12 protein-coding genes and 1 tRNA gene are annotated in these 12,335 nt (G+C 67.1%); 5 read left to right on the top strand and 8 right to left on the bottom strand.

Going from position 1 to position 12,335, the window contains the following annotated elements:
* Positions 1-190 precede the first annotated feature (190 nt).
* Positions 191-724, top strand: coding sequence for a GNAT family N-acetyltransferase (locus ACK4K7_RS08655; RefSeq protein ID WP_431865213.1), 534 nt, complete (start codon positions 191-193; stop codon positions 722-724).
* Between the two features lie 209 nt (positions 725-933).
* On the opposite strand, the gene ACK4K7_RS08650 is transcribed toward ACK4K7_RS08655, so the two are convergent.
* Entirely contained in the window at positions 934-1,941 is a 1,008-nt protein-coding gene (locus tag ACK4K7_RS08650) for a hypothetical protein (RefSeq protein WP_431865211.1), read from the bottom strand.
* A 456-nt stretch (positions 1,942-2,397) separates the two neighbouring features.
* Between ACK4K7_RS08650 and ACK4K7_RS08645 the strand changes: the two genes are divergently transcribed.
* A complete protein-coding gene (locus tag ACK4K7_RS08645) occupies positions 2,398-2,973 on the top strand; it encodes a hypothetical protein (RefSeq protein ID WP_431865209.1) in 576 nt (191 codons plus the stop codon).
* Complete coding sequence (locus ACK4K7_RS08640) at positions 2,951-3,643, top strand: hypothetical protein (protein ID WP_431865207.1); 693 nt, start codon at positions 2,951-2,953, stop codon at positions 3,641-3,643. The genes ACK4K7_RS08645 and ACK4K7_RS08640 overlap by 23 nt, the downstream gene beginning before the upstream one ends.
* 55 nt (positions 3,644-3,698) lie before the next feature.
* Here the strand turns inward: ACK4K7_RS08640 and ACK4K7_RS08635 are convergent.
* The 6 genes from ACK4K7_RS08635 to ACK4K7_RS08610 all read right to left on the bottom strand — a co-directional run bounded on the left by ACK4K7_RS08635 (position 3,699) and on the right by ACK4K7_RS08610 (position 9,600).
* A tRNA-Lys gene (locus tag ACK4K7_RS08635) sits at positions 3,699-3,774 on the bottom strand.
* 85 nt (positions 3,775-3,859) lie between these two features.
* Positions 3,860-4,972, bottom strand: coding sequence for a rod shape-determining protein RodA (rodA, locus tag ACK4K7_RS08630; protein ID WP_431865206.1), 1,113 nt, complete (start codon positions 4,970-4,972; stop codon positions 3,860-3,862).
* On the bottom strand, positions 4,972-6,924 hold the full coding sequence (gene mrdA / locus ACK4K7_RS08625; RefSeq protein WP_431865204.1) for a penicillin-binding protein 2: 1,953 nt from the start codon (positions 6,922-6,924) through the stop codon (positions 4,972-4,974). The genes rodA and mrdA overlap by 1 nt, the downstream gene beginning before the upstream one ends.
* Complete coding sequence (mreD, locus tag ACK4K7_RS08620; protein ID WP_431865203.1) at positions 6,921-7,439, bottom strand: rod shape-determining protein MreD; 519 nt, start codon at positions 7,437-7,439, stop codon at positions 6,921-6,923. Before mreD ends, mrdA begins: the two co-directional genes overlap by 4 nt.
* Entirely contained in the window at positions 7,436-8,542 is a 1,107-nt protein-coding gene (gene mreC / locus ACK4K7_RS08615) for a rod shape-determining protein MreC (protein WP_431865201.1), read from the bottom strand. The genes mreD and mreC overlap by 4 nt, the downstream gene beginning before the upstream one ends.
* A 14-nt stretch (positions 8,543-8,556) precedes the next feature.
* Positions 8,557-9,600 (bottom strand): rod shape-determining protein, encoded by a 1,044-nt coding sequence (locus tag ACK4K7_RS08610; RefSeq protein WP_431865199.1) that lies wholly within the window; start codon positions 9,598-9,600, stop codon positions 8,557-8,559.
* 143 nt (positions 9,601-9,743) lie between these two features.
* Here ACK4K7_RS08610 and mutL point away from each other — a divergent pair, with 143 nt between their 5' ends.
* Together mutL and ACK4K7_RS08600 are read left to right on the top strand one after the other, a co-directional pair.
* Positions 9,744-11,564 (top strand): DNA mismatch repair endonuclease MutL, encoded by a 1,821-nt coding sequence (gene mutL, locus ACK4K7_RS08605; RefSeq protein ID WP_431865197.1) that lies wholly within the window; start codon positions 9,744-9,746, stop codon positions 11,562-11,564.
* Positions 11,561-11,920 carry a bleomycin resistance protein gene (locus tag ACK4K7_RS08600; RefSeq protein ID WP_431865196.1) on the top strand — a complete coding sequence of 120 codons (360 nt, stop codon included), beginning with the start codon at positions 11,561-11,563 and terminating at the stop codon, positions 11,918-11,920. Before mutL ends, ACK4K7_RS08600 begins: the two co-directional genes overlap by 4 nt.
* A gap of 12 nt (positions 11,921-11,932) precedes the next feature.
* On the opposite strand, the gene ACK4K7_RS08595 is transcribed toward ACK4K7_RS08600, so the two are convergent.
* On the bottom strand, positions 11,933-12,295 hold the full coding sequence (locus tag ACK4K7_RS08595) for a hypothetical protein (protein ID WP_431865194.1): 363 nt from the start codon (positions 12,293-12,295) through the stop codon (positions 11,933-11,935).
* Between the last annotated feature and the right edge of the window lie 40 nt (positions 12,296-12,335).

Genomic DNA, 12,335 nt, shown 5'->3' with positions numbered 1-12,335 from the left:
ACACGGGCCGCTTCGAGCTGGGCCCTCTGGGCGATGGTCAAGTTGGCGAACGGATCGTAAATGGAATCGATGCGGGAGCGGTCCTTGACCCCGTCCCATGTGAAGCGAAGGTCGCCTGCCTTCTCAAAAGCAGACTTGCACGCTCGCCAGCCGTGTCGATCTGGCATTGGCATGATGTAGGCGCTAATGCTTGGCCTCGGCTTCCACGACTTATAACGCAACGCAACGCGGCGGGCATGCGCCGCCCTTCAACGGGAGCGAAGAACGAATGCATGTGCGGCAGGCCAGACCGGACGATGCCCCGAAGCTGCTCCAAATCTGGCTCGAGGCTTCACGCGTCGGACATCCGTTTCTTGGCGAGGCTGTGCTCCAGGAGCAGCTTCCCAAGCTAAGAGACGTCTACATCCCACATGCCGACAATTGGGTCGCGACCGAGGGTGAGAGCATTCTGGGTTTCATCGGAATGGTCGAAAATCATATCGGTGGCCTCTTTGTCGCGCCGGAGGCGCATCGCGGAGGCGTTGGGCGCCTGCTCCTGCACCATGCCGCGAACCGGCTCGGCGAGCTGACGGTAGAGGTCTATGAGCAGAACGGATCGGCTTGCTCCTTTTACCGCTCCTGCGGGTTCGAGCAGATCGGCCGCAAGGAGCTGGATGATGAAGGGAGGCCAATCCCGTTGCTCCGTATGAAGCGACCGGCCGAGGCCGGCAAGGCCAGCAGTTGAGAAATGGCTGGTTCCCTGCAGAAACATGATCGACGCAGGGTGTGATCACCCCAAGTCCGTGTTCTCCAGTTCTGAGCCTGATTGGAGAGCGAGGCTTCCGCTCCCGCGATCCAAAATGGGGCCGTGCGGCTTTGGTCGCCTACATATCTCCCGCCAGGCGGGCGATGAAGAAAACAAAGTGGCTAGCCACAGGGCTGGAGCCGAGACAATCAAGGAGTGAGAGCGGCAATCTCCCGTCGCCAGTAGGCGTCCAGCTGGTAGCGCTGATCGTCTCCGGCGAGAGTTTCGCGCAAGGCGGCTCTAAGGTGCTCCGCATCGGCATCACGCCCGGCAGCTTGATGGACACGGGCCGCTTCGAGCTGGGCTCTCTGAGCGATGGTGAGGTTGGCGAACGGATCGTAAATGGAATCGATGCGGGAGCGGTCCTTGACCCCGTCCCATGTGAAGCGAAGGTCGCCTGCCTCCGCGGCGATGCCGAGATAGGCTGGGATGGCGTTGTCGTAGTCGAGACGTCCTTGCGCCTCGTCGAGCCGCAGGCGCAGCAGCCGGCTCTCTGGCCCCGGCCGCTCACGTTCGAGCTGCCGCACCACCACTTCCATCCAACTCCGGTCCACATTGCCGGTCCGCGATTGGGCGCCCAGCAGGTTGAAATGGGCGATCGCGAACAGATGCTCGGCGCGGGTTTCCCGTGCGACCGCGACCGCGTCCGGCTCTCGAGCGATCGCAGAGGGTTGCACGATCCTGATCCGGGGGTCGCCGGCCAGAATCCGCTCGATGTCGTCCTTGTGCATCACGCCGACCACGACCAGCACTCGGCCGCCGGGGTACGCGCGCGCCGCGGCGGCGATGCGCCGCGCCTGAAGGAAGGTGCGGTAAAGGAACAGGCGGCGCGCGAAGTCGCCGCGCGGCTGCTCCGGATAGGCTCCGTAGAACGAGCGGTGTCGTGCCCGTTCTTCTTCCGCGTCGGCGAAAAAGAGCCCATCGGTGAGAGAGCGCGGCTCGGGAAACGACACGAAGCCCTGGAACCCGGAGGGGCGCCGAAGAAAAGGCGGCCGCTCGAGATCGTCGACGCCGAAGGCAAGTGCGCTGTCCTCGGGCGAGGGAAGCCAGTCGAACGGGCAGAGCGGCGTGCCGGTTTCGCGCGCCCACGGCACGATCACATCCTGGATTTCGTAGGTGAACTCGTAATGGTCGCCGCCTCTAGGCAGCGCTGACAATGCGCCGCCCGGGTGGCCGGGCGGCGCCTCTTTCGATCGCTCGGCTCGTCCGGCCACAGGCGAACCCGACAATTTGCGACCCGCTTGGCAGGCATACTGCTACCATGTCGATCTTCAGGCCAGTCCCGAGCGTTTCACGCGACCGTCGCCGGTCTACGGCGCGTGGCGTTGTCCCTGCGGGGCGGTTGCCCTGTCCAGAGGGCGAGGCGGGTCTGCAGCAGCGTTCGAGCGTCCACGCGGCGGGCTTTCCCGCCGCGCTAAACTGGAAGCAGGGGCTCGCTTATTCCGGCCTCGCCCCCGCTTACCTCCGCAGATTGATCAAGGAGAGAAGGTTGGTTTGCCGCCCCTTCGGGCCCAACGGCAGCAAGGTCATGCTTCGCAGCGAGCTGGACCGAATTCTCGGGGAGATTCTGGGTGCTGAGATGAAATGCGCCACGATCGAGGAGGATTTTGACTTTGGCTAAGATCGAGGTGCCCCGGTACATGCGCGGGAAGAAGCTTAAAGGCGGGAAAGTTGCCTATTTTTGGGAGCCGCCCCACTGGGCCCGTCCCCCGGCAGTGCGCAACGGAAAAGTCTGCCCAGTCACAGCCACGGCGCTTGGCTCTGACCTCCTGAAGGCAATCGAAACGGCCGAACAACTCAATGAGGCGCTTGATGGGTGGCGGACGTCCCGACCTTCTAGTGACCCCGCCACGGGTACGGTGGCGTGGCTGTTCCGGTGGTATCGGGAGCAGCGCAAATTCACGAAGAACTCGCCCAAGACGCAAGGCGATTACCGCAAAATCATGGATGCCGTGGCCGCGGTCGAGATGAGGAGGGGGGTCTTTGGTCAGAGGAATGCTGGAGCGGTCGGTCCGGAAGTTGCTGACAAGCTCCACGAAATCTTCCTGAGCCGCGGCGAGAGGCAGGCTCTCTACATGGTCCAGGTATGCCGTGCTGTCTGGAACTGGGCCGGCCGGTACAGCAAGGTGACCGGAGTGCCTGAAGGGCATAACCCCTTTTGCAGGGATGGCTATTTCCTACCGCCCTGAAGAGGGAAATCGCCCAACCAGCCGGGCCGAATACAGCCTTTATTGCAAGAAGGCTCGGGAACTTGGCTACGAGTCCATGGCAGCTGCGGCGGCGCTTGCGTTCGAGCTCGTTCAGCGGGTGTGGGACGTGTTCGGTATTCCCGATCCTGTTCTGGCCGAGGGGGCCCGTGCTCGCTTGAACATGAACCGCGGCATCAAGTGGGAGGATTATCGCCCGGGTGTGTCGATCAGGGTGACGCAATCAAAAACCGGCAAACCCATTATCATTCCGCTCGTGGATTGGGGCGAGGATGGCCAGCGGATCTTTTTGTATCCGGAGCTTGAGGCGCAGCTTGCTCGGGTACGCCCGCCGGCGGCCTGCGGGCTGATCGTTGTCGAGGAACGGACCGGCAGGGGCTATAAGCACCGTCGCATGACCACGGTGCATCGGCGGATATGTGATGCCGCCGGGCTTCCCAAGGACATGAAGTTCACCGGTTTTCGACATGGCGGCGCGACGGAAATCGGGGATGCTGGCGAGGCTGACATCCGCTCGATATCCGGACATTCCCAGCTGAACACGGCCGCGATCTACAACAAGGCGAGCCAGGACAAGGCTCGCCGGGTGGGTCATTTGCGGCGCGCGCACATCGCTCAGATCACCGGGTCAGACGAGGTTTTGTCGGAATGAGAATCTGAAATTTGTCGGAATGAGTCTTTGTAAGGCTGCTAAGTGCTTGAAAAGGTGGTGGACGCACTAGGGCTCGAACCTAGGACCCGCTGATTAAGAGTCAGCTGCTCTACCAACTGAGCTATGCGTCCATGCCTCGGTGGAAGCGAGGGGGAGGGGCGGGGCCGCCTCCGGAGCACGCCATCTAGTGGCCTTGCGCCGGGATTGCAATGCCTGTCAGCGCGGGCGGCGCTCCTTGCGGTTCACCCGGTCGATCGACATCAGGATGCCGAGGCAGATCATGACCGTGAGCATCGCCGATCCGCCCCAGGAGACGAGCGGCAGCGGGATGCCGACCACCGGCGCCAAGCCCATCACCATCATCAGGTTGATCGCGATGTAGAAGAAGATCGTCGTCGTCAGACCCGCCGCCGCCAGCCGCTCGAACCGGCCCTTGGCTTCCAGCGCCACGCCGATCCCCCATTTGAGCAGCAGCGCGAAAGCGCCGATCAGGAAGATGCCGCCGATCAGCCCCCATTCCTCCGCCATGGTCGCGAAGATGAAATCGGTATGGCCTTCGGGCAGATAGTCGAGATGGCTCTGGGTGCCCTTGAGAAAGCCCTTGCCGAACAGCCCGCCCGATCCGATCGCGATCTTCGACTGGGTGATGTGGTAGCCAGCGCCCAGCGGATCGGCCTCCGGCGTCAGGAAGATGGTGACGCGGCGCTGCTGATATTCCTCGAGCAGAACCGTGTAGACGAAAGGAATCACCGCCGCCGCCGCCGCCGCGGCGCCGAGGAACAGGCGCAGCGGAAGGCCGGCGAGGAACATCACGGTCACGGCGCCGCCCACCATCGTGAGCGCGGTGCCGAGATCGGGCTGGACGAGGATCAGCGCGGCGGGGAAGCCGGTCAGCAGCAAAGGCGGCCAGATCGCGTTCCACTTGCGGATCTCGCTCACCGGCAGCCGGTCGTAGAAGGCGGCGACGACCAGCACGATCACCGGCTTCATCAACTCGGAGGGCTGGATGCGGATGACGCCGAGGTTGAGCCAGCGCTGGGCGCCGCCGCCCAGCGCGCCGATCGCCTCGACCAGGATCAGCATCAGGATGACGACCGCATAAGCGGGCAGCGCCCCCTGCTTGAACCGTTCCGGCGTCAGGTAGGACATGACGATCGCCATCGCCAGGAAGACGGCGAAGCGGATGCCCTGCGGCAGCGCCCAGGGCATCAGCGATCCACCGGCGGCCGAATAGAGGATGAGGAGGCCGAAGCCGGTGATCGACAGCACGATCACCAGCATCTTCCAGGGAAGGTCGGCGATCGGCTGCGGAACGAAGGCGAGCGCCATCAGCCCTGCTCCCCGCCGGCGGCGGCGAGCGTCTCGCCCGCCTCGCGCGCGCGGCGCCGCGCTTCCCAGACATCGGCCCATTGCCGCGTCTGGCGGTCCATGCGTTCGGCGATGTTGCCGCCCCATTGCTGTTCGAGCGGGATCAGCGCCTGCATCGCCTTGTCCTTGTCGAACAGATAGGTGAGCACGTCGCGGGCGACCGGCGCGGCGGCGCGGCTGCCGCCCATGCCATGTTCGATCACCACCGCGCCCGCGTAGCGCGGCTCGTCCACCGGCGCGAAGAAGACGAACAGGCCGTGGTCGCGAAACCGTCGTGCCATGGCGGCGCCGCCGCGCTGACCGGCGGTGATGCGCCGCACCTGCGCCGTGCCGGTCTTGCCTCCCATCAGGATGTCGGGAAAGGGCAGGCGGCTCGCCCCCGCCGTGCCGCGGCCGTTCACCACTTCGGACATGGCGGCGCGGATCGTCTCGAAATGGTCGGGCGCGATGTTCGTCGAATCGGCGCGCGGCGGGGCGTCGGCGACGAGGCGCGGGTGGACCATCTTGCCCGACGCGATCCGGGCGGAGGCGACCGCGAGCTGCAGCGGATTGAGGATCACATAGCCCTGGCCGATCGAGGCGTTGAGCGTATCCGACTGGGTCCAGGCCTGGTCGTAGCGGCGCTTCTTCCAGGCGCTGTCGGGCATGGTGCCGTAACTCTGGCTGACGACCGGGAGATCGAATCTCTCGCCGAGCCCCAGGCGGTGGCACATGTCGGAGATGACGTCGAACCCCATTCGGCGGCCCATCGCGTAGAAATAGGTGTTGCACGAGCGGGCGATCGCGGTGTGCATGTTCATGGCGCCGTGGCGGCCGAGGCAGCGGAAGAAGCGGTTGCCGAGCTGGAAGCCGCCGGGGCAGTTCACCGTCTCGCGCGGGCTCACCCCCGCTTCGAGCAGCGCCATCGCCACCATCGGCTTCAGCGTCGAACCGGGCGGGTAAAGGGCGTTCAGCGCCTTGTTGAGCAGGGGCTTGCGCTCATCCTCGCGGAACATCGTCCATTCGGAATGGCTGATCCCGTCGGTGAAGCTGTTGGGATCGTAGGCCGGCATCGACGCGAGCGCGAGAATGTCGCCGGTGTGGCAATCGAGCACGACGCAGCTGCCCGATTCCTCGCCGATCCGGCGGGCGGCATAGCTTTGCAGACCGGCGTCGATGGTGAGCTTCAGCGGCGCGCCGCTCTGGTCGGACAAGGTGGTGAGCTCGCGCACCAGCCGGCCGCGCGCGGTGACCTCCACCCGCGCCGCGCCCGGACGGCCGCGCAGGCGCGGCTCCATCGTCTTTTCGAGGCCTTCCTTGCCGATCTTGAAGCCGGGCGTGATCAGCAGGCGGTTCTTGTCCTCGGCTTCATATTCCTCGCGGTTGGGCGTTCCGACATAGCCGAGCAGATGCCCGACAGCGGCGCCTTCCGGATAGTAACGGGAGAAAGCGCGCAGCGGCGCGACCCCGGGAAGCTCGGGCAGCCGCACCGTCACCGCGGCATATTTCTCGAACGGCAGATTTTCGGCGACCGGCACCGGCTGGTAGCCGGCCGACTGGGCGAGCCCCTCGCGGATCCGCTCCAGATCCTCCGGGCTCAGCGACAATATCTCGGTCAGTTCGGCGAGGACGCGCTCTTCCTCCTCCAGCCGGTCGGGGATGAGATCGACACGGAAATCGGAGCGGTTGACCGCCATCGGATGGCCGAAGCGATCGACGATCCAGCCGCGCCGCGGCGGGATGAGGCGCATCTGCACCCGATTGGACTCGGCGAGCAAAGCGTAGCGTTCGTTCTCGGCGACCGCGATATAGCCCATCCGCGCGGCGAGCAGGGCGGCGATGCCGCCTTGCGCGGCGCCGAGAACCAGCGCCCGCCGGGTGAAGGTATAGGCCTGGCTGTTCTCCGTGATGAGGGGCGCGCCGCGTCGCCTCATCGCGCCAGCCGCCACCTGTCGAGCGCGAGCACCAACCGCGCCACCACCGGGAAGGTGAGGATCGAGAGCAGGATCTGCGGGACCATGACGGTGAAGGGTGTAGCGCTGCCCATCAGGCGCGCGACATACCATCCGCCAAATGTATAGAATATGATCGCCGCCGCCGCGAACAGCCAATCGAGCCAATAATCGCGAAAGCCGATGCGCGCGTCGACGAATTCGAAGGCGAGGAAGGTCAGCGTCCATAGCGCCATGGACTGGCCGAGCGGGTGGCCGGACAGGAGATCGTTGAGGAGGCCGAGGCCGAGCGCGACCTGCGCCGACCACAATTCCGGCCGGAGCAGCCGCCAGGCGATCAGGACCATGAAGCCGATGTCGGGCACCAGCGGCACGGTCGCGACGATCGGCAGCAGGCCGCTGAGGCTCGCCGCGATCAGGGTCGCGATCAGGGGGACGAAGCGGCGGCGGAAATCCCGGATCGCGACTTCGGTGCTCGAACCCGCGATCCGGCTCATCGCGCCTGGCCCTGCGGTCGAGGCTGGCCCTGCGGTTGAGTTTGGCCCTGAGGCTGCGGCTGCGCCTGGCCGTTCGGCTGGGCCGGCGGAGGCGCGGGTTGGGTGATGACGCCGGGCTGCGGCCGCTGGAGCCCAGGCTGATATTGCGGGCTGCCCGGAGGCGCCGCGCCGGGCTGCTCGGGCGGCTGCCAGCCGGCCGGGGGCTGGCCGGGAGCCGGCGGAGGCTGGAGCGGCCGCGCCTGGTCCAGCGGCAGATTGGTGGCGCCCTGATAGGCGCGGTGGACGATCGCGAAATCGAGGCGGCCGGGATCGGCGAGCGGCCGGGCGGTGGCGCTGTCGCCATGCACTTCGGTGACGCGGGCGACCGGGATGCCGGGCGGGAAGATGCCGCCGATGCCGGAGGTGGCGAGAAGGTCGCCGGGACGGAACGGATTGCTGCCGACCTCCAGCGTCTTGAGGTCGATGAAGCCATCGCCGCGCCCGGTGGCGATCGCCGGCGTGCCGTCGCGCAGCAGGATGACGGGGATGTTGCTGGTCCCGTCGGTGACGAGGAGGACCCGGCTCGCCCAGCGGCCGGTCTCGAGCACCCGGCCGATCAGCCCCTCGGGGCCGCGCACCGGCTGCCCCTCCTCGATTCCCGCCGAGGCGCCGGCGGCGAGGGTGGCGAGGCGCCGCGAGCTGTCGAAGGTCGATCCGACGATCCGCGCCACCGCGACCACGTCGTCGGCGGGCTCGGTGATCTCCAGCAGATGCTTCAGGCGGCGATTCTCATATTCGGTCGCCTCCGCCTCGGTGAGCCGCGCCCGGGCCGCCTCCAGCTCGCGCCGAAGCTCGGCATTCTGCTCGCCCGCCCGCCAGAAGTCGCCGACCGAGCCGCCGATGCCGGTGAAGAAGTTCACGACGCCGCGGCCCGCCGAGGTGACCGGCGTGGTCGCATCCAGCGAGGCGCCTTTCAGCGCCGCGAAGCCGCGGGGATCGATGATCGCGACGATCAGCAGCATCACCGCGAACAGGACGCCGGCCACGGCCAGGACATAGCCGAGGAACAAACCATATTGCGCCCGCCGCGAGAAGCCGGGGCGCCGGTTGGCTGGCGGCGCCATCGTACGAAAGTCCTTTAGGCCGTCTGCAGAACGCCGCGGAAGATCTCCTCTTCCAGCGCCCGGCCGGTGCCGAGCGCGACGCAGGTCAGCGGATCGTCGGCGACGGTGACCGGCAGGCCGGTCTCGTCGCGCAGCACTTCGTCGAGCCCCTGGAGGAGCGCGCCGCCGCCGGTCAGGACGATGCCCTGATCGACGATGTCGGCGGCAAGCTCCGGCGCGGTGTTCTCGAGCGCGATGCGCACGCCTTCGACGATCGTGCCGACCGGTTCCGACAAAGCTTCCGCGATCTGGCGCTGGTTGATGGTGATTTCCTTCGGCACGCCGTTCACAAGATCGCGGCCCTTGATGTGGACGATCTCGCCGTCCGCGCCGCCGGGCGGGGGCTTGGCGATGCCGACCTGCTGCTTGATCCGCTCGGCCGTGGCTTCGCCGATCAGCAGGTTGTGGTTGCGGCGGACATAGGAGCTGATCGCTTCGTCCATCTTGTCGCCGCCGACCCGGACCGAGGTGGTGTAGGCGAGGCCGCGCAGCGACAGCACCGCCACTTCGGTCGTGCCGCCGCCGATGTCGACGACCATCGAACCGATCGGTTCGGTGACCGGCATGTCGGCGCCGATCGCGGCCGCCATCGGCTCCTCGATCAGCCAGACCTGGCTGGCGCCGGCGTTGGAGGCCGCGTCGCGGATGGCGCGCCGCTCGACCGACGTGGATCCCGACGGCACGCAGATCACGATTTCCGGCCAACGCGGGAAGCGGCGGCGGCCGTGAACCTTTTCGATGAAGTGCTTGATCATCTGCTCGGCGACGTCGATGTCGGCGATCACGCCGTCGCGAAGCGGCCGAATCGCCTCGATCTGGTCGGGCGTCTTGCCCATCATCAGCTTGGCGTCGTCGCCGACGGCCTTGACGCGCTTCACCCCGTTGATGGTTTCGATCGCGACCACGGAGGGCTCGTTGAGGACGATGCCGCGCCCGCGCACATAGACGACGGTGTTGGCGGTGCCGAGGTCGATCGCCATGTCGTGCGACGGGAATTTCAGAAAACGCATCAGGGACATAATTGCTTGTCTCGCTTCCAGAAGAGGCGCCGCCCGATCCGCCGGGGCACGCCGCAGCCGCTATATAGGGTGGCCCCGCGGCCCCCGTCCACCGAACAGTTAAAGCCTCGCGGGCCGGCGCCCGTTGGGCTACAGAGATGATCATGTCAATAAGACGCCTGCCCGAGCATCTGGTCAACCGCATCGCCGCCGGTGAAGTGGTGGAAAGACCGGCCAGCGCGTTGAAGGAATTGGTGGAAAACGCCATCGACGCCGGCGCCACCCGGATCGCGATCGCCTTGTCCGCGGGCGGCACCGGCCGGATCGAGGTCGCGGACGACGGCTGCGGCATGACGCCCGACGAGATGGCGCTGGCGCTGGAGCGGCACGCCACGTCCAAGCTTCCCGACGACGCGATCGACAAGGTTGCGACCCTCGGTTTCCGCGGCGAGGCCCTGCCGTCGATCGCCAGCGTCGCCCGGCTGACACTGGAAAGCCGCGTGCGGGGCGCCGACGGCTGGCTGCGCCGGATCGACAATGGGCGGCTGGCGGGGGAGGGGCCGGCGGCGCTTCCGCCCGGATCCCGCATCGTGGTGGAGGACCTGTTCGGCAAGGTGCCCGCGCGCCGCAAGTTCCTCCGCTCCGAACGGGCCGAATATGCGGCCTGCCTCGATGCGGTGAAGCGGCTCGCCATGGCGCGGCCCGACATCGGCTTCTCGCTCGAACATGACGGCCGCCGCGCGATCTCCGTCCAGCCGGGCGAAGACCGCCCGGCCCGGGTCGCGGCGCTCACCGACCGCGGCCTCGCCGACAACGGCCTCGCCATCGACTATCGCCGGGGCACGGCGCGGCTGGGCGGGGTCGCGGGTCTTCCGACCTTCAACCGCGGCGTCGCCGACCATCAATATCTGTTCGTCAACGGCCGGCCGGTGAAGGACCGGCTGCTGATCGGAGCCCTGCGCGCCGCTTATCAGGACCTGCTCGCCCGCGACCGCCATCCGATCGTCGCCTTGTTCATCGACGTCCCGCCGGACGAGGTGGACGTGAACGTCCACCCCGCCAAGACCGAGGTCCGTTTCCGCGATCCGGGCGGCATGCGCGGCCTGATCATCGGCGGCCTGCGCCATGCGCTCGACGCGGCCGGCTTCCGCAGCGCGCAGCCCGCGGCGGTGAATGTGGGGTGGCAGACTCCCTCTCCCCAGGGGGGAGAGGGCTGGGGTGAGGGGGTTCGGCTTGGTCAGTACGGGCTCGCGCCTCAGGGCCATGCTTCCGGCGGCGGAGCCCCCTCACCCTATCTCTCTTCCCCCTGGGAAGAGGAGACCGGCGGTTTCCGCGAACAGCGCACGCCGTTCGAACCCGCCGCCCGAGCCGAGGCCGCCTCCGCGCCGGTGCCGCAGGCCGCGTCCTTCCCGCTCGGCGTGGCGCGCGGGCAGGTGGCGGCGACCTATATCGTCGCCGAGGCGGAGGACGGGCTGGTCCTCGTCGACCAGCATGCCGCGCATGAGCGGCTGGTGCTGGAGCGGATGCGACGGGCGATGGCGAATGGCGGCGTCGCCCGCCAGTCGCTGCTGCTTCCCGAAGTGGTGGAGCTCGACGAGCCGGCATGCGACCGGATCGAGGCGCGGGCAAGCGAGCTGCTGGACATGGGACTGGAGATCGAACGGTTCGGGCCGCGCGCGGTGCTGGTCCGCGCGACGCCGGCGATCCTGGGCTCCGGCGACGTGCGCGGCCTCGTCGCCGATCTCGCCGACGAGTTCGCTGCCTTCGAGGACGCGCTGTCGCTGAAGGAGAAGCTCGACCATGTCGCCGCGACCATGGCCTGTCACGGCTCGGTCCGCGCCGGACGCATCCTCTCCGTCGCCGAGATGAACGCTCTGCTCCGCGAGATGGAGGTGACGCCGCACAGCGGCCAGTGCAATCACGGCCGCCCGACCTGGGTGAAACTCGCCCATGGCGACATCGAGAAGCTGTTCGGCCGCAAATGACGGACCATGCGACGCCCAATCTCCCGTCACGGGACTTCGACGCGACCGCGGCCTTCTACGCGCGGCTGGGCTTCGAAACGGAGTGGCGCGGCGAGAGCTGGATGATCCTGATGCGCGGGACTGTGATGCTGGAATTCTTCCCGCATCCCGGCCTCGACCCGCTGGAGAGCTGGTTCAGCTGCTGTCTGCGCCTCGACGATCTCGACGGCTTCTGCGCCGCCGTCCGCGCCGCGGGGGTCCCCGAGCGGACGGAGGGCTATCCGCGCCTTCACCCGCCGCGGCGGGAGCCGAGCGGCATCACCATCGCCTATTTCGTTGACCTCGACGGCACGCTCCTCCGCCTCGTCCAGAATTAGGTCGCAAACCTGTTAGCGGTGACGCACCTTCGGGCGGGTGAGGGCATGCAGCGCGATCCAGCATAGGGCTGTGGTCAGACCGTAGAAGCTACCCAGCGCGGTATTTTTCCCGTCGCCGCTGGAGATGAAGCCGAGCATCAGACCGCCACCGACCACGCCGATGGCGATCAGCGCGGCATAGCGCCAGATCAATGGGCGGCCTTGTTCGGCCAGCGCTGCGTATGCGGTCGCAAGGAGCAGAAGCGAACCCGGCAGAGCGAACATCAGGGGAGCGAAACTTGCCCCTTCGATATTTCCGAAGAGGATCAGCGATGCGACGGCACAGGCCGCTACAGCAGCCAGGACGCTCACAAGCACGATGCGCATGAAGGCCATGGCCGGAGGCTAGACATGTCGTCGCTTCCGCGGAAGGCGC

It is taken from the genome of Allosphingosinicella sp., assembly GCF_046295735.1.
Taxonomy (GTDB): Bacteria; Pseudomonadota; Alphaproteobacteria; order Sphingomonadales; family Sphingomonadaceae; genus Allosphingosinicella.
The sequence above is the reverse complement of the archived record's forward strand: the minus strand, read 5'-3'. Positions and strand labels throughout refer to the sequence as shown.